At 61.3% G+C, this 17,388-nt stretch carries 16 protein-coding genes; 9 read left to right on the top strand and 7 right to left on the bottom strand.

Going from position 1 to position 17,388, the window contains the following annotated elements:
- Positions 1-168: 168 nt before the first annotated feature.
- Entirely contained in the window at positions 169-2,310 is a 2,142-nt protein-coding gene (gene katE, locus ACKUG4_RS13030) for a catalase HPII (protein WP_445434151.1), read from the top strand.
- Positions 2,311-2,403: 93 nt separating this feature from the next.
- On the opposite strand, the gene ACKUG4_RS13025 is transcribed toward katE, so the two are convergent.
- The 4 genes from ACKUG4_RS13025 to zur are packed head-to-tail and all read right to left on the bottom strand — an operon-like array spanning position 2,404 to position 5,203.
- Positions 2,404-3,117, bottom strand: coding sequence for a PA5502 family lipoprotein (locus ACKUG4_RS13025; RefSeq protein WP_064592487.1), 714 nt, complete (start codon positions 3,115-3,117; stop codon positions 2,404-2,406).
- Positions 3,118-3,154: 37 nt separating this feature from the next.
- On the bottom strand, positions 3,155-3,943 hold the full coding sequence (gene znuB / locus ACKUG4_RS13020; RefSeq protein WP_085647186.1) for a zinc ABC transporter permease subunit ZnuB: 789 nt from the start codon (positions 3,941-3,943) through the stop codon (positions 3,155-3,157).
- Complete coding sequence (gene znuC, locus ACKUG4_RS13015; RefSeq protein WP_039764852.1) at positions 3,936-4,721, bottom strand: zinc ABC transporter ATP-binding protein ZnuC; 786 nt, start codon at positions 4,719-4,721, stop codon at positions 3,936-3,938. Before znuC ends, znuB begins: the two co-directional genes overlap by 8 nt.
- The gene (zur, locus tag ACKUG4_RS13010; protein WP_011331783.1) at positions 4,721-5,203 is read right to left on the bottom strand and encodes a zinc uptake transcriptional repressor Zur; all 483 of its coding nucleotides are present in this window, start codon (positions 5,201-5,203) and stop codon (positions 4,721-4,723) included. Before zur ends, znuC begins: the two co-directional genes overlap by 1 nt.
- Positions 5,204-5,260: 57 nt before the next feature.
- Between zur and ACKUG4_RS13005 the strand changes: the two genes are divergently transcribed.
- Positions 5,261-6,190, top strand: coding sequence for a zinc ABC transporter substrate-binding protein (locus tag ACKUG4_RS13005; RefSeq protein ID WP_445434150.1), 930 nt, complete (start codon positions 5,261-5,263; stop codon positions 6,188-6,190).
- 41 nt (positions 6,191-6,231) lie between these two features.
- Here the strand turns inward: ACKUG4_RS13005 and ACKUG4_RS13000 are convergent, their stop codons facing one another.
- Entirely contained in the window at positions 6,232-7,185 is a 954-nt protein-coding gene (locus tag ACKUG4_RS13000; protein WP_445434149.1) for a homoserine kinase, read from the bottom strand.
- Positions 7,186-7,246: 61 nt separating this feature from the next.
- Positions 7,247-7,543 (bottom strand): DUF2782 domain-containing protein, encoded by a 297-nt coding sequence (locus tag ACKUG4_RS12995; RefSeq protein WP_011331780.1) that lies wholly within the window; start codon positions 7,541-7,543, stop codon positions 7,247-7,249.
- A 74-nt stretch (positions 7,544-7,617) separates the two neighbouring features.
- Between ACKUG4_RS12995 and polA the strand changes: the two genes are divergently transcribed.
- Entirely contained in the window at positions 7,618-10,422 is a 2,805-nt protein-coding gene (gene polA / locus ACKUG4_RS12990) for a DNA polymerase I (RefSeq protein WP_445434148.1), read from the top strand.
- 423 nt (positions 10,423-10,845) lie between these two features.
- Here the strand turns inward: polA and yihA are convergent, their stop codons facing one another.
- Positions 10,846-11,490, bottom strand: coding sequence for a ribosome biogenesis GTP-binding protein YihA/YsxC (gene yihA / locus ACKUG4_RS12985; protein WP_039764859.1), 645 nt, complete (start codon positions 11,488-11,490; stop codon positions 10,846-10,848).
- 191 nt (positions 11,491-11,681) lie between these two features.
- Here yihA and ACKUG4_RS12980 point away from each other — a divergent pair, with 191 nt between their 5' ends.
- The 6 genes from ACKUG4_RS12980 (at position 11,682) to ACKUG4_RS12955 (ending at position 17,334) form a co-directional block, all read left to right on the top strand.
- Complete coding sequence (locus ACKUG4_RS12980) at positions 11,682-11,987, top strand: c-type cytochrome (RefSeq protein WP_041475093.1); 306 nt, start codon at positions 11,682-11,684, stop codon at positions 11,985-11,987.
- Positions 11,988-12,019: 32 nt separating this feature from the next.
- Positions 12,020-12,631, top strand: a complete 612-nt coding sequence (locus ACKUG4_RS12975; RefSeq protein WP_085612514.1) for a c-type cytochrome — start codon at positions 12,020-12,022, stop codon at positions 12,629-12,631.
- A gap of 200 nt (positions 12,632-12,831) precedes the next feature.
- The gene (locus ACKUG4_RS12970; protein ID WP_007954043.1) at positions 12,832-13,473 is read left to right on the top strand and encodes a thiol:disulfide interchange protein DsbA/DsbL; all 642 of its coding nucleotides are present in this window, start codon (positions 12,832-12,834) and stop codon (positions 13,471-13,473) included.
- A gap of 14 nt (positions 13,474-13,487) precedes the next feature.
- Positions 13,488-14,366 (top strand): endonuclease/exonuclease/phosphatase family protein, encoded by an 879-nt coding sequence (locus tag ACKUG4_RS12965; RefSeq protein ID WP_007954044.1) that lies wholly within the window; start codon positions 13,488-13,490, stop codon positions 14,364-14,366.
- Positions 14,363-16,453: a GGDEF domain-containing protein gene (locus tag ACKUG4_RS12960; protein WP_445434147.1), complete on the top strand. Its 2,091-nt coding sequence runs from the start codon at positions 14,363-14,365 to the stop codon at positions 16,451-16,453. Before ACKUG4_RS12965 ends, ACKUG4_RS12960 begins: the two co-directional genes overlap by 4 nt.
- A gap of 101 nt (positions 16,454-16,554) precedes the next feature.
- Complete coding sequence (locus tag ACKUG4_RS12955; RefSeq protein WP_039764871.1) at positions 16,555-17,334, top strand: N-acetylmuramoyl-L-alanine amidase; 780 nt, start codon at positions 16,555-16,557, stop codon at positions 17,332-17,334.
- The last annotated feature ends 54 nt before the right edge of the window (positions 17,335-17,388 follow it).

Genomic DNA, 17,388 nt, shown 5'->3' with positions numbered 1-17,388 from the left:
TCGCAAATAACCTTCGATTTGGCAATAACAGGATCAAAGGTCATAAAAAAGGAACGCCCGAAACCCTCGTCAGTCACTACTTAAGCGACTTGAAAACCCTGGGTGCCGTGCCTGGGAAACACTCAAGCGTCCCGGAGCAATCCCGGGACAAACAGGAGTTCATGACTGATGAGTACCAAGAAACCTGCCGATGACAAAAGCCAACTGGCCGGCACCGATACCCCGGATCGCGCCAACACCAATGCCAAAATCGACAGCCTGGAGAAGTTTCGCTCGGACGCCACGGGCCAGGCCCTGCGCACCAATCAGGGCGTGAAAATTGCTGATAACCAGAACACCCTCAAGGCCGGGGCTCGCGGGCCGTCGCTGCTGGAAGACTTCATCATGCGTGAGAAGATCACGCACTTTGACCATGAACGGATTCCGGAGCGCATCGTTCACGCCCGCGGCACCGGCGCCCATGGATTCTTTCAAAGCTACGAGAACCATGCGGCGCTGACCAAGGCCGGTTTCCTGCAGGATCCGGGGAAGAAAACTCCGGTATTCGTGCGCTTTTCCACGGTCCAGGGGCCGCGCGGCTCCGGCGACACCGTCCGTGACGTGCGCGGTTTTGCTGTGAAGTTCTTCACCGACGAAGGCAACTTCGATCTGGTCGGCAACAACATGCCGGTGTTCTTCATTCAGGACGCGATCAAGTTTCCTGACTTCGTCCACGCGGTGAAACCCGAACCGCATAACGAGATCCCTACCGGCGGCTCGGCTCACGACACGTTCTGGGATTTTGTGTCGCTGGTACCGGAATCGGCGCACATGGTGATCTGGGCCATGTCCGACCGGGCCATCCCGAAAAGCCTGCGCAGCATGCAGGGCTTCGGGGTGCACACCTTCCGGCTGATCAATGCCGAGGGCAAATCGCGCTTCGTCAAATTCCACTGGCGCCCTACCGCCGGCACCTGTTCTTTGGTGTGGGACGAGGCGCAAAAACTTGCGGGCAAAGACACCGACTACCATCGGCGCGATCTCTGGGAAGCCATCGAAATGGGTGACTACCCGGAATGGGAACTCGGCGTTCAGATCATCGAGGAGGAAAACGAGCACGACTTCGACTTCGACATCCTCGACCCGACCAAGCTGATTCCCGAGGAAATCGTTCCGATCACGCCGCTGGGCAAGATGACCCTCAACCGCAACCCGGACAACTTCTTCGCCGAGACCGAGCAGGTCGCGTTCTGCCCCGGCCATATCGTGCCGGGGATCGACTTCTCCAATGACCCGCTGCTGCAAGGCCGGCTGTTTTCCTACACCGACACGCAGATCAGCCGACTTGGCGGGCCGAACTTTCATGAGCTGCCGATCAACCGCCCGGTCGCACCGTTCCACAATGGCCAGCGCGATGCCCAGCACCGTACGGTGATTGACAAGGGCCGTGCTTCTTACGAACCGAATTCCATTGATGGCGGCTGGCCGAAAGAAACCCCGCCGGCCGCGCAGGACGGCGGGTTCGAAAGCTATCCGGAGCGCATCGATGCCAACAAGATCCGCCAGCGCAGCGAGTCGTTCAGCGACCACTTCTCCCAGGCGCGGCTGTTCTTCAACAGCATGAGCCCACACGAGAAAGAGCACATCATCGCCGCCTACAGTTTCGAACTGGGCAAGGTCGAGCGTGAGTTCATCCGGGCGCGGGAAGTGAACGAGATTCTCGCCAACATCGATCTGGAGCTGGCCAAACGCGTGGCGGCCAACCTGGGTCTGCCAGCGCCAGGCAAAGGCACCGTCGACGTGCCTAAAACATCACTGGATCGCTCGCCGGCGCTGAGTCAGGCCAACCTGCTGCCGGAGAACATCAAGACACGAAAAGTTGCGATCCTTGCGGCCAACGGCGTCGATGGTGCGGCGATTGATGCGATGAAGCAGGCGCTGGCGGCGGAAGGTGCGCACGCCAAACTGCTCGGCCCGACCTCGGCGCCGGTGAAGACCGCCGATGGCAAAAGCCTGGCGGTGGATGCGTCGATGGAAGGTTTGCCTTCGATTGCGTTCGATGCGGTGTTCGTGCCGGGTGGCGCGGCGTCGGTCAAAGCGTTGAGCGGTGACGGCGTGGCGTTGCATTACCTGCTGGAGGCGTACAAGCACCTGAAGGCGATTGCGCTGCATGGCGAGGCCAAACAGTTGCTGGACGTGTTGAAGCTGGAGGCGGATGCGGGGTTGATCGAAGGCAAGGATGTGAAGGCGTTGACCCAGCCGTTCTTTGCGGCGATCGGGCAGCATCGGGTCTGGGATCGGGAGCCTAAGGCCAAGGCCATTCCAGCTTAAGGTTGCTGGTTGACTGAAAGGACGCCTTCGCGAGCAAGCCCGCTCCCACAGGAATCATGTTGTACCTGTGGGAGCGAGCTTGCTCGCGATTTTTTATGGTTTACGAGGACTCAAAACCACTTGAGCGGGAACGCTGCGCAGGATCTGCTTCTTGATTTGCAGATCGAAATCCGGATCGAGCTTCTTCACGCGCTTGGTGATCAACGTTGCGAGCCACGGGTAATCATTGGTGCGCGGGGCCTGAATGCTCACCGCACAGTCGTAATTCACCACATCGGCGGCGATCGCGTCCAGTTGGCGGCGAAGTTTGCGGCTATCGGTGATATTCAGCGCGACCGTGGTGCTCTCGGCGGTCGGATCGATCACCTTGGCTTTGGGCTTGGCTTCAGCGGCCTGCAGCGCTGCTTCGGCTTTCTCCAGCTCGGCCTTGCGCGCTTCGGTGATCGCGCCATTGACGCCACCGGTCAGCGCCGGGGCCTTGGGCATCAGCACGCGGGCACGGGCCAACGCAGTCGCGGCCGCATTCACATCGCCCTTCTGCAGAACGATCTGGCTGCGGCGCAGATAGGCCTCGGCCAACTGGCGCTGGTATTGCTCAAGGGATTGATCGTTGGGGGTTTCGGCCTGCAAGGCTGCCAATTGGTCTTCGGCAGTGGCCAGTTCGCTGCTGGCCAGGCTTTGCTCCAGCTGTGCGATGGCCGTGGCCCGCGCATCGGGGACTTCGGCCACCGGCGGCGTGCTTTGGCAGGCGCCCAGCAGCACTGAAAAGGCCACAAGGAGCAGATAACGGGAGGCGAACGGCTTCATTCCTGCGACTCTCTATTTGCGCAAAAAACGAGCAAGTCTACACCCCTCGACGGGGCAGAACAAAACTCAGCAGAAACAGTGCGGCCGCCGTCACAACGATCGACGGGCCGGCCGGGGTGTCCTTGAACCACGACAACGCCAGCCCGCCACACACGGCGAGCATGCCCAGCACACTCGCGCCCAGTGCCATCTGCTCCGGCGAACGGGCGTGACGTTGTGCCGCAGCCGCCGGGATGATCAACAGCGACGTGATCAGCAACACACCGACGATTTTCATCGCCACTGCGATCACGACTGCGATCAACAGCATCAGCGCCATGCGCAAACCGGCCACCGGCAGACCTTCGACTCTGGCCAGCTCTTCGTGCACGGTGATCGCCAGCAGCGGGCGCCACAGCGTCACCAGCAACACCAGCACCGCCGCGCTGCCGCCGAGGATCCACGCCAGATCGGTCGGGCTGATCGCCAGCAGGTCGCCAAACAGGTAGGCCATCAGGTCGATCCGCACTTCATGCATGAAGCTTAGTACCACCAGCCCGAGAGAGAGCGTGCTCGGTGCAAGAATGCCCAACAGTGTGTCGGACGCCAGTGGCTGGCGCTGTTGCAAGGTCACCAGCAGCACCGCCAGCAGCAGGCAGCCCACAGTCACCGCGACGGTCGGGCTGACATCCAGCAGAAAGCCCAGCGCCACGCCGAGCAGTGCGGCGTGGGACAGCGTGTCGCCAAAATAGGCCATGCGCCGCCAGACCACGAACGAGCCCAGCGGCCCCGCGACCACCGCCAGCGCCAGACCTGCAAGCAGGGCGTAGAACAGAAAATCAGCCATGCTTGCAGCTATCTCCGTGAACGTGAGGTTGGCCCGTCAAAGGCCCTTTGACCACCGAACCGTGCAGGTCGTGGGCGTGGTCATGATGGTGGTGATAGATCGCCAGGCTCGGCGCGTTGTTGCCGAACAGCTCGACGAAGGCCGGATCGCCACTGACCTGCTCGGGATGCCCGGAGCAGCAGACGTGACGGTTGAGGCACACCACCTGATCGGTGGTGCTCATGACCAGATGCAGATCGTGGGACACCATCAGCACGCCGCAGCCATGACGGTCACGCAGGCGGGTGATCAGGCTGTACAGCTCGGCTTGCCCGGCGACATCGACGCCCTGCACCGGCTCGTCGAGCACCAGCAGCTCCGGCTCGCGCAACAAGGCACGGGCCAGCAGCACGCGCTGCATTTCACCGCCGGAAACACTTTGCACCGGGCTGTCGATGACGTGCTCGGCGCCGACTTCCTTGAGTGCCGCCAGCGCACGCGGGCGATCGACGCCCGGCACCAGCCGCAGGAAGCGCAGCACCGACAGCGGCAAGGTCGGATCGACGTGAAGTTTTTGCGGCATGTAGCCGACGCGCAGTTTCGGCTTGCGCCAGACGCTGCCGCTGTCCGGTTTCAGCAGCCCGAGCACGGCGCGCACCAGCGTGGTCTTGCCGGCGCCGTTGGGGCCGATCAGGGTGACGATCTGCCCCGGCTCGACGCTCAGGTGAATGTTGTCCAGCACGTTCTGCCCGGCAAACCGGACCGCCACCTGCTCCAGACGGATCAGCGCATCGCTCATCAAGCCCCCCGGCAGCCGGAGCAGAGGCCGACCACTTCGACGGTCTGGGCCTCGACGATGAAGCCGACGTCCTTGGCGCTGTGGACAATCGCATCGCTGATGGTTTTTTGCTCAAGTTCGATGGCGGCATGGCATTCGCGGCAAATCAGGAACTGGCCCTGGTGCGAATGTTTCGGGTGAACACAGCCAACGAAGGCGTTGAGCGAGGAAATGCGGTGCACCAGACCGTTTTCCAGCAGGAAATCCAGCGCCCGGTATACGGTCGGCGGCGCGGCGCGGCGGCCGTCCTGCTCGCTGAGCACGGCCAGAATGTCGTAGGCGCCCAGCGGCTTGTGGCTCTGCCAGACCAGTTCCAGTACCCGCCGGCGCAACGCGGTCAGGCGCAGGCCTTTCTGTGCACACAGGGCATCGGCCTCGGACAGCGCGCTGTGAACGCAGTGCGAGTGGTCGTGGGGACGGCTGGCAATCGGTGTAATAGGCATGAGCGGCGACGAGTTTGGTTAGAGACGTTATTATGTTACCCGTTCTCGCCTCATTGAGTGGTCATCGTGTCCCGACTTTTTTCTGTTTTTGTCGTATTCATCACCGGTTTTCTGCTGATCGGTCCGGCTCAGGCCGAGGTCAGAGTTCTCACCAGCATCAAGCCCCTGCAACTGATTGCCGCTGCAGTGCAGGACGGCGTGGCGATTCCGGAAGTGCTGCTGCCACCGGGCGCTTCGCCGCATAACTACGCATTGCGACCGTCCGACGTGCGCAAGGTGCAATCGGTGGACCTGCTGTACTGGATCGGCCCGGACATGGAAAGTTTCCTGCCTCGCGTGCTGAACGGGCGTACGCTGCCGAGCGTTGCCGTGCAGGACTTGCCGGGCATGAAGCTGCGCCGCTTCGCTGCGGACAACCATTCCCACGCTGAAGAAGCCGACGAACATGACCACGACCATCGCCCGGGCAGTCTCGATGCGCATTTGTGGCTATCGCCGGTGAACGCGCGGGTTATTGCCGACAAAATGGCCGCTGACCTGAGTGCCGCCGACCCGGCCAATGCCGAGCGCTATCAGAGCAACGCCAAGGCGTTCGACGAGCGTCTGGATGCACTGGATCAGCGTTTGAAGAAACGCCTGACCAGTGTTGAAGGCAAACCCTACTTCGTCTTCCACGAAGCCTTCGACTACTTCGAAGAGGCCTACGGTTTGAAACACGCCGGCGTGTTCAGCGTTGCGGCGGAAGTGCAGCCGGGGGCCCAGCATGTGGCGGCGATGCGTACGCGTTTGCAGGAAGTCGGCAAGACGTGCGTGTTCAGCGAGCCGCCGCTGCGTCCACGTCTGGCCGAGACCTTGGTGGCGGGCCTGCCGGTGAAGCTGGCGGAGTTGGATGCGCTGGGCGGATACACGCCAGCGACGGCTCAGGGTTATGAGCAAGTGCTGGAGAAGCTGGGGAATGATCTGGCGGGTTGCCTGGAGTCGCTCTGATACAAAAAAACCGCAGCCTGCACAGACTGCGGTTTTTTCTTTTACAGGGCGAAAGGTAGCGGCGTACTGACCGTCTGACGCTGCGCCAGCCGCTGCTCGAACTCTTTCGGATCGTGAATCAGCACGTCCTGCCCGGCGAACGATTCCGCCGCGATCAACCGCGACAGCCAGAACCGCACACACGCCACTCGCAGCATGGTCGGCCACAGTTCTGCCTCGGCCGCCGTGAAAGGTCGCAATGCCGCGTAGGCACCGAGGAAGGCCCGTGCACGGGGGCCGTCGATCAGACCGTCGTCATCGGAACACCAGTCGTTCAGGGCAATCGCCACGTCATAGAGCATCGGCCCGGAGCAGGCGTTGTAGAAGTCGATCAGCCCGGTCAGGTGCGTGCCTTCGAACATCGCGTTGTCGCGAAACAGGTCGGCGTGGATGTTTGCCCGAGGCAGCGCGAGAATTTTCTCTTTCTGTTGGGTGATTTCATCCAGAGACTTTTGCAGCAATGCGCGCGGCTGCTCGTTCAGGTGCGAAAGGAACTGCGTGCCCTCTTCCAGCATCCAGTCCAGGCCACGATCGGTCTTGCGCTTGATCATGTTGTCGCCCTGGGTCGCCAGGTGCAGGTGCGCCTGCAAGTCACCGACCTGCGCGCAATGCTGGGCGTTGGCCTGCTTGATGTGCTTGCCGGCCAGGCGCGGTTGCAGCAGCGCCGGTTTGCCTTTCAGCTCGCGCAGGGCCACGCCGTCAGTGGTGCGCAGCGCGTAAGGCACCGGCAGATCGGCTTCGTGCAGCACGTCGAGCAGATTGATGAAGAACGGCATTTCCTGCACCGGGCCACGTTCGACCAGGGTCAGGACGAACTCGCCCTTTTCCATGCTGATGAAGAAGTTGGTGTTTTCGCTGCCGGCGGCGATCCCCTGGAAATCGAGCAGACGGCCGAGCCCGTAAGGGGCGAGAAAGGTTTCCAGCTCGGGCCGAGCCAGGGGGGTGAACACAGACATGGTTAAAAACTGCTCAGTTCTGGCGCCGCTTTTGCGCGGCGCCGATTAAAAATCAGGAAATTTACTTCCAGGTAAAAATTTCCCACGACGGAATCAGCATATCCGGCTGGTCGGATCGGATGTAGTTCGCGTCCGTACCATCGGCGCGCACCAGGAAATAGGGTTTGCCGCCCTTCGGTGTGACCTTGATCGCGTACACGAATCCACTCCGGCTGTATTCCTGAATGACCTTGTCGCCTTCCGTATGCGTGCTGATGGTAACTTCCGGCTCCGATGATGGCGCATCATCCGCCGCGATCGCGGCCAGCGGTGAGACAGCAATCAGACTGACCAGCAGCAAGCGATTTAACGTACGCATGATAACCTTGTCCCTTTGTCGTCAACGGTCCCGCTATTCTAGCGCCGGGCCCGCCGAAAAGGTTGATTCTGCTCATGAGCCAAGCCCCCCTCGTCCTGGTGGACGGTTCGTCTTACCTGTACCGCGCCTTCCACGCACTGCCACCGCTGACCACCTCCAAAGGCCTGCCGACCGGCGCGGTCAAAGGGGTGCTGAACATGCTCAAGAGCCTGCGCAAGCAGTATCCGGACAGCCCGTTCGCCGTGGTGTTCGACGCCAAGGGTGGGACATTTCGCGATGAGATGTACGCCGAATACAAGGCCAACCGCCCGAGCATGCCTGACGACATGCGCGTGCAGATCGAGCCGCTGCACCAGAGCGTGATCGCCCTCGGTTTCCCGCTGCTGTGCGTCGAAGGTGTCGAGGCCGATGACGTGATCGGCACCCTGGCCCGCAGCAGCGCGGCCGCCGATCGCCCGGTGATCATCTCCACTGGCGACAAGGACATGGCGCAACTGGTCGACGGCCACATTACCTTGGTCAACACCATGTCCGGTAGTTCGATGGATGTGGAGGGCGTGAAGGAGAAATTCGGCGTCGCTCCGGAGCAGATCATCGATTATCTGGCCCTGATGGGCGATTCTTCCGACAACATCCCCGGCGTTCCGGGCATCGGTCCGAAGACCGCGTCCGGCCTGCTGGTGGGCGTCAACGGCGGCCTGACCGAGCTGTACGCGCAACTCGACATCGTGCCGACCCTGCCGATCCGTGGCGCCAAGACCCTGCCGGCCAAGCTCGAAGAGCACAAGGAGATGGCATTCCTCTCCTATCAACTGGCGACCATCAAGGTCGACGTGCCGCTGGACATCGGCCTCGACGACCTGCAAATGGGTCCGGAGGACCCGGCCAAACTTTACGAGCTATACACCCTGCTGGAATTCAAGAGCTGGCTGAATGACCTGGATCGCGATGCCAAGCGCCAGGAACTGAGCGCTGCCGCCGAGCCTGCGCCGGCCGGCGATCTGTTCAGCGCGCCAGAAGCCGAAGCGCCTGCAACATCCGCTGAAGCCGCTTACGAAACCATCCTCGACCAGGCGCGATTCGACGTCTGGCTGGAAAAACTGAAGAACGCCAAGCTGTTCGCCTTCGACACCGAAACCACCGGCATCGACGCGCAGCAGGCGCAACTGGTCGGGCTTTCCTTCGCGGTACAGGCCAACGAAGCGGCGTACATCCCGCTGACCCATTCCTACATCGGCGTGCCGGAGCAGCTGGATCGCGACACTGTGCTGCGCGCATTCAAGCCGATCCTCGAAGACCCGAACAAGCTCAAGGTCGGCCAGCACGCCAAGTTCGACATGAACATCCTGGCCAACTGCGCCATTGGCGGCGATCAGAATGAAGGCATCACTGTGCGCGGGATTGCCTTCGACACGATGCTTGAGTCCTACGTGCTCAACTCCACCGCCACCCGTCACGACATGGACAGCCTGGCGCAGAAATACCTGGACCACACCACCGTGAGCTTCCAGGACATCGCCGGCAAAGGCGCCAAGCAGCTGACCTTCGATCAGATCGCTTTGGAACAGGCCGGGCCGTATGCCGCCGAAGATGCCGACGTGACCCTGCGCCTGCACCAGACCCTGTTCGAGAAGCTGAGCGCCATCCCGAGCCTGGCCAGCGTGCTGACCGACATCGAGATCCCGCTGGTGCCGGTGCTCGCTCGCATCGAGCGCCAGGGCGCGTTCGTCGATGCTGACCTGCTCGGCATCCAGAGCATTGAGCTGGGCAACAAGATGGTCGCGCTGGAGCGTGAAGCCTTCGAGATTGCCGGTGAAGAGTTCAACCTCGGCTCGCCGAAGCAACTGGGCGTAATCCTCTACGAAAAGCTCGGCCTGCCGGTGCTGAAAAAAACCGCCAAGGGCCAGCCGTCCACCGCCGAAGAAGTGTTGGCGAAACTGGCCGAAGACGATCACCGCTTGCCGAAAGTGCTCATGGAACACCGTTCCATGAGCAAGCTGAAAAGCACCTATACCGATCGCCTGCCGGAGCAGATCAACCCGCGTACCGGGCGTATCCACACCTCGTACCATCAGGCCGTTGCATCGACCGGGCGCCTGTCGTCGAGCGATCCGAATCTGCAGAACATCCCGGTGCGCACCGCCGAAGGCCGACGCATCCGTCAGGCCTTTGTCGCGCCGAAAGGCTATAAACTGCTGGCGGCGGACTACTCGCAAATTGAACTGCGAATCATGGCCCACCTGTCCCGCGACGAAGGGCTGATGAACGCCTTCCGCAACAATCTGGACGTGCACACCGCCACCGCAGCCGAAGTATTCAAGGTCGAGCTCAATGAAGTGACGTCCGACCAGCGCCGCAGCGCCAAGGCGATCAACTTCGGCCTGATCTACGGCATGGGCGCGCAGAAGCTGGGCAAGGACATCGGCGTCGACACCAAGACTGCCAAGGCCTACATCGACACCTACTTCGCGCGTTACCCGGGCGTTCGTGAATACATGGATCGCACCCGCGCGCAGGCAGCAGACCAAGGCTTCGTGGAAACGATCTTCGGTCGTCGTCTGTATCTGCCGGAAATCAACTCGAACAAGCCGCAGGAACGCGCTGCCGCCGAACGCACGGCGATCAACGCGCCGATGCAGGGCACCGCAGCAGACATCATCAAGAAAGCCATGGTGGCGGTGGATAACTGGCTGAGCGCTTCGGGGCTGGACGCCAAAGTCATCCTGCAGGTGCACGACGAACTGGTGCTGGAGGTTCGCGAGGATCTGGTCGATCAGGTTCGCGAAGAGATTCGCGTGCACATGAGCGAAGCGGCAAAACTGGACGTGCCGTTGCTGGTGGAAGTGGGGGTTGGCAACAACTGGGACGAGGCGCACTGAGGCCTCTGGGACGGGGCTTTGCTGCGACCGAGCGTCGCGGCAAAAGCACCGGAAACCGCTTAGGCCTGATCGTTCTTGAGTTTATTCCAAAGTTTTTTGAAAAGATTCTGAACTAATCTTGCGCCAGGGCACTCAGAGATACTGAATGGCTGGTGAAGCCCTTCGATGCTCCTATGTTGTGTTAAGTGTTGGCAGATATCTGAACCCCGCCCTAGCGGTTCGGAACTTAAACCCCGGAACTTCTCCCTCCCCATATGAAGTCCGGGGCTTTTTTTGCCTAAAAACTGCCTGTGGCGCCGTCATGCTGCGTTAAAAGCACTGCTAAAAATGCTCATTTAGGTCCCCTAAAGTCGAGCGCGACCCCGGCCGTTTTAGCAGTGCTTTTGCCTTGCCTGACAGCACCACAGACAGTTTTGAAATCCCTTACTCTGCCGCTGCTTCTGCGCCTTTATCTGCCAGTTCCATCCAGCCTGCCAACACAGTGTAGGCCTCTTCCAGACCCATGCGTTTTGGGGCGGAGAACAGCTGGATCGTCACTTGATCGCCCCAACCCTTACGGATTTCCGACTGCACTTTGAGCAGCGTGTTCTTCGCTGCGCCATAGGTCAGTTTGTCGGCCTTGGTCAGCAGGATGTGCATCGGCATGCCGGCGGCAACGGCCCAGTCGAGCATCAGCAGGTCGAAGTCGGTCATTGGATGACGGATGTCCATCATCAGAATCAAACCCTTCAAACTCTCACGGCCACCGAGGTAGGCCTCGAGGTGACGCTGCCAGTGCTGCTTGAGCGGGATCGGTACTTTTGCATAACCGTAGCCCGGGAGGTCGACCAGACGCCGTTCATCGTCTAGCTTGAAGAAGTTCAACAGCTGTGTGCGACCCGGGGTTTTCGAGGTGCGCGCCAGGCTGGCGTGAGTCAGAGTGTTCAGCGCGCTGGACTTACCGGCGTTGGAACGACCGGCAAACGCCACTTCGAAGCCTTCGTCGTCGGGGCACTGATCGACTTTGGCGGCACTGAGCATGAACGTGGACTGTTGGCACAGGCCGAGGATGGGATTCTTGAGTTGCATGGGATTTCCGATGTGGGCGGCGCCGGGATTAGGCGCGGAACGCGGTGTCGCTTCCGTTTCAGTGACGCCAGTATATAATGCCGCAGATTTTGTGTGTGCTTTGTCCCAGCGAAGGATGAAGTTCACGAGAGCGACAGACCTTGATTGCGCATTAGAACGCAGAACGCTCTCAACCCTGAAAAGGTCGTTTTATGACGAAATGGCTGCTGGCTGCCGGAGTCTTGATGCCGCTTTACAGCGCACAGGCTACACAGGATCCGGAAGCCGTGTACAACCGTGTTTGTGGAGCCTGTCATTCCGGCCAACTACCCATGGCGCCCAAAAGAGGCGATCAGGCAGCTTGGACGCCGAGGTTGGCGAAAGGTATGGAGACGCTGGTGCAACACGTGACCCAGGGTTTCAAGGCGATGCCGCCGCGTGGTTTGTGCATGGACTGCAGTGCCGAGGATTACCAGGCCCTCATCCTCTGGATGAGCGAGAGTAAGCCCGGTCCATAACTCTTAACCCTTAGCCGTAGTTGGATTAGCTGATGAACAAACTGATCGTGAGTCTGCTGTTGACCGTGGGAATCTCAGGCTTCGCCCATGCTGCCGGTGATGCAGCCGCAGGCCAGGCAAAAGCCGCCGTATGCGGCGCCTGCCATGGCCCGGATGGCAACAGCATGGCGCCAAACTTTCCAAAGCTGGCCGGACAGGGTGAACGCTACCTGACCAAGCAATTGCACGACATCAAGTCGGGCAAGCGCACCGTTCTGGAAATGACCGGCCTGCTGACCAACCTGAGCGATCAGGACCTGGCCGATATCGCCGCCTACTTCGCCAGCCAGAAAGGCAGCGTCGGCGCCGCCGATCCGAAGATCGTCGCTCGCGGTGAAGCCCTGTTCCGTGGCGGCAATATCGAGAAAGGCCTGCCAGCCTGCACCGGTTGCCACTCGCCGAACGGCGCCGGCAACGCAGCCGCCGGCTTCCCGCACCTGGGTGGCCAACACGCTCAGTACATCGCCAAGCAGCTGACCGATTTCCGCAAGGAAGAAGCCGGTCGCAACAACGACGGCGACGCAATGACCATGCGCACCATCGCCCGCAAGCTGAGCGACGAAGACATTGCGGCAGTCTCCAGCTACATTCAGGGCCTGCACTAAGACGCGCGATTCGAGCGTTACGTGCGATGGCCAACGCCTGCCACGTTAACGCTCGATTAATCCGTCGCAGCAAGTATAAAAAGGGTGGCTTTGGCCGCCCTTTTTTGTGGCCGCTGCCGTTACACTACAGAACTCATGCCCGCCAGGATCTGTCTGAAAACAGGTCGCGCGAGGCGACCAAAATTGTCCAGGAGTAAAGCATGCGTAATCTGATCATCAGCGCCGCCCTCGTCGCTGCCAGCCTGTTCGGCGTGACCGCCCAGGCCGCCGAAGCCCCTGCTGCCCCTTACGTCGAACTGAGCAACCCGGTGCCGGTCGCCGTGCCTGGCAAGATCGAAGTGGTCGAGCTGTTCTGGTATGGCTGCCCGCATTGCTACGCGTTCGAGCCGGTGATCAATCCGTGGGTTGAAAAACTGCCGTCCGACGTCAACTTCGTACGCATTCCTGCGATGTTCGGTGGCCCGTGGGACGCTCACGGCCAGATGTTCCTGACCCTGGAAGCCATGGGCGTCGAGCACAACGTGCACGCTGCCGTATTCAACGCGATCCAGAAAGAACACAAGAAGCTGACCGACAAGAACGACATGGCCGACTTCCTCGCCACTCAAGGCGTGGACAAGGACAAGTTCCTGGCGACCTTCGATTCGTTCGCCATCAAGGGGCAGATCGTGAAAGCCCGCGAACTGGCCAAGAAGTATGAAATCTCCGGTGTTCCAACCATGATCGTCAACGGTAAGTACCGCTTCGACATCGGCTCCGCCGGCGGCGCCGAACAGGCACTGAAACTGGCTGACCAACTGGTAGCCAAAGAGCGAGCGACCAACAAGGCAGCCGCCAACTAAGCGCGGCAATCGCCATGCGCCGCTGGGGAACCGAACGCGTCGTTGGCCTGCATGATCCGCAGGTCAACGAGCATCACCTGGAATCGACGGGCCTGCCCGCAGACAGCCGTCTGCGCTTGCTCAGCTTTAATATTCAGGTCGGCATCAGCACCGAGCGCTATCGGCACTACCTGACCCGCAGCTGGCAGCATCTGCTGCCGCACCCCGGGCGTTCCACCAATCTGCAAAAGATCGGCAATCTGCTCGGCGACTTCGATCTGGTCGCCCTGCAGGAAGCCGATGGCGGCAGCTTGCGTTCAGGCTACGTCAATCAGGTCGAACACCTGGCCCAGCTCGGCGCCTTCCCCTACTGGTATCAACAACTCAATCGCAACCTTGGCCGACTGGCCCAGCACAGCAATGGCGTGCTCAGTCGCCTGCGGCCGTGGGCGATTGAAGACCACCCGCTGCCGGGTCCAAAGGGACGCGGGGCGATTCTCGTGCGCTTCGGCGAGGGCCCGGAGGCACTGGTGGTGGTGATGATGCACCTGGCGCTCGGCGCCCGGGTCCGCAGCATGCAACTGGCCTACATCCGCGAACTGATCGGCGGCTACAAGCATCAGGTGCTGATGGGTGACATGAACACCCACGCCAGCGATCTGCTGCAACATTCGCCGTTGCGCGACCTCGGCCTGCTGGCCCCGCAACTCGAAGCGACATTCCCCAGCTGGCGCCCGCAGCGCTGCCTGGACCATATTCTGCTCAGCCCGACCCTGACCCTGGAAAAAGTCGAAGTGCTGGCACAACCGATTTCCGATCACCTGCCGGTCGCGGTAGAGATTCGTCTGCCGGGTTCGCTCACGGCCGATGCATTGCCCGCGTTGAGCACTGCCCTTCGCGGAACCCCTGAATGAGCGACGAAGCCCAACGCTGGAAAGAGAAATACCTCAAAAGCATCGAACAACAGGAAAAGCTCGAACGCCGATGGGACGCCCGGCTCGACCTGCTGCGCCGCGGCCTGGTGCGCAGCACCCTGGCAGCGGAAGGCACCGACCGCGTGGTCGACCAGTGCATGAAAGAAATGCGCGACGTAGTGCGCACCGACGACATGGACGCCGGCCTCGCCGCCCTGCTGCCGCGCCTGGAAAAAGCCGTGCTCGACTCCGAGCAGCGTCGGGAAACCCGGATCGAACAGGTCAGCACCGCACTGACGGCGCTGGTCACCCAACTGCAATCTCTGCCCCTGCCTCGCGATGTGGCTCAGCCGCTGAAGAAATTCGCCAAGCAGCTGGATGGGCGGGTGAGTCAGGCCAGAGAGATGCCGCTGCTGCTCAGCGAACTCAGCGGCCTGCAGGGCAAGGCCTTGAGCCAGCTGGCAACGCCGGCGGAACCGGGACGCCCGGGCTTGTTGCAGCGCCTGTTCGGCAGTCGCGACAGCGAGGAAACGCCTGCTCCAGTGGCTCAAGCCGCTGCGGTCGCACCACCAGTGCAGCCACAGCAAGCGCCCGTCACACATGAAGCTGCGCCAGCGCCGGAAGCGGCTGTTACAAGCGCCGAACCGGTCGCCACTGCGAGCGTCAGCCAAGCGCCGATCGCCGCCCCCGTGGCCGAGCCCTTCAAAGCTCCAGAGCCAATCCCCGAATATCTTGCGGAACCGGAGGTGGCGGCCTTTGAGCCTGCCAGAATCCTCACCGAATCCCCCTCCGCCCCCAGCGAACCAGAAACCGCCGAGCCAGAACCGGAGCCGCAGACCTTCACGCCTCCTCCGGTTTTCGCGCCGGCAGTGTCCACGGCCATCAACCCCGACGAGTTGATCCACCCCGGCGATACGCCGCCGCCCGTGATCCTCGACAGCCTGCCCCTGCCCGAGCCCATCGCCCAGGCATTGGCCGCCATCGATCCGGAACAATCCGAGCACGACATCCTCTACGCCCTGCCGGATTCGCCGGAGCCGTCCTACAGCTCGGTCGCCAAACACATCGAAGACACGCTGATCGGGCTGCTGGATGACCTGACCTTGCCGGAGCGCCATCGCCCGCAAGCCGAGGCCATGCGCGATCGATTGAAAAACGGCCTGAACTGGTACGAATTGCTGCCGATCCTCGACGATCTCGCGACCTTGATGCTGGCCATTACCGACAGCGGCCAACACGAATTCGAAGCCTACCTGCAGCAACTCAACGAGCGCCTCGAAGCGTTCCAGAGCAACTTGCAGGCCGCCAGCGAAGGCCACGCCGACAACAGCTCTGCGGCGCGAGCGATGGACACGCAGATCCGCGAACAGGTCGACGGCCTGCAGAACAGCGTGCAGGAAGCGGCCGATCTGGATGATCTGAAGCAAGTGCTGGAAAACCACCTCGAAGGCCTGCTCGGCACCATGGATCAGCACCAGAAGCAACGTGACGCCCGGGAACAGGAAGTGGCTGGACGCCTGAAAAGCCTCGCTGAACGCGTCGCACACATGGAGCAGGAAGCGCAGGGATATCGCGAACACCTTGAAGAGCAACGCCAGAAAGCCCTGATCGATCCGCTCACCGGCCTGCCCAACCGCGCCGCCTGGACCGAACGGCTCGAATATGAAATCGCCCAATGGCAGCAGCACGGCAATACCTTGAGCCTGGCCATGCTCGACCTCGATCACTTCAAACGAATCAACGACAACTACGGGCATCTGGCCGGCGACAAGGTCTTGAAAATCATCGCCACGGTGCTGCGCAAGCGTCTGCGCGGCAGTGATTTCATCGCCCGTTTCGGCGGGGAAGAGTTTGTTCTTCTGCTCCCAGCCACCCCGCCGGCGGTCGGCGCCAAACTCCTGGAAACCCTGCGCGCCGCCATCGAAGCCTGCCCGTTTCACTTCAAGGGCGAGCGCGTCACGATCACGGTTTCCATGGGGCTGGCGGCGTTCCGGCCGGGAGAACACAGCGATCTGGTGCTCAAAAGAGCCGATCAGGCGCTTTACCGGGCAAAAAACGCAGGGCGTAACCGGGTAGAGCTGGGCTGAGGCAATTGTTCCATATTGTTTAAATCAGCCCTTTAAGCGTCGAAGCGCAAGGCGATACGTTACACTGTTGCATTATCGTCTTGCGTGTACTGCCCTCTGCCATGAAATTTTTCACCCTCCTCGCGTCGCTCCTCCTACTGGCCGGTTGTGCCAGCGGCCCGCGTTTCGACACCAGCCATCCTTCGGTCAATCACGACAGCCGTGTGCAGTTCGTGATCGTGCACTACACCTCCGCCTCGCTCGAACGCTCACTGCAATTGCTGACCCACGGCGAAGTCAGCAGCCATTACCTGATCGGCGATGACAAGAACGCCACCATCTATAAGCTGATGGACGAAAACCTGCGCGCATGGCACGCCGGCGAAAGCGAATGGCAAGGCCGTACCTGGCTCAACTCCAGTTCGATCGGCATTGAAATCGTCAATCCGGGCTTCAAGGACACACCGACCGGTCGCCTCTGGTATCCCTACAGCGAAGCCCAGGTGCAATCGTTGATCGTCCTGCTCAAGGACATCAGCAAACGCCAGGGCATCAGCCCGCGCCACATCATCGGCCACAGTGACATCGCCCCGTTGCGCAAGCTCGACCCGGGGCCGCTGTTCCCCTGGAAGCGCCTGGCGGCCGAGGGGCTGGGGCTCTGGCCCGACGAGCAAGCCGTGGCACGCCAGCAAGCGCAGTTCGACGCCGAGCTGCCGAGCATCACCTGGTTCCAGAGCCAACTGGCACGCCTGGGCTACTCGACGCCGCAAACCGGTGAGCTGGATGTAGCGACCCGCCATGTGCTCGCGGCCTTCCAGATGCACTACCGCCCTGCGCGCTTTGACGGCACGCCGGATGCGCAAACGGCAGCGTTGCTGCTGGTGCTGAATCAGACAAAATAATGACGCCCGCCCGACGGTCAGGGCGAAATCGCAATCAGCAGCTATAACTCATTG

The sequence above is a fragment of the Candidatus Pseudomonas auctus genome (assembly GCF_048654275.1).
In the GTDB taxonomy this organism is placed as follows: domain Bacteria; phylum Pseudomonadota; class Gammaproteobacteria; order Pseudomonadales; family Pseudomonadaceae; genus Aquipseudomonas; species Aquipseudomonas pharyngis.
The sequence above is the reverse complement of the archived record's forward strand: the minus strand, read 5'-3'. Positions and strand labels throughout refer to the sequence as shown.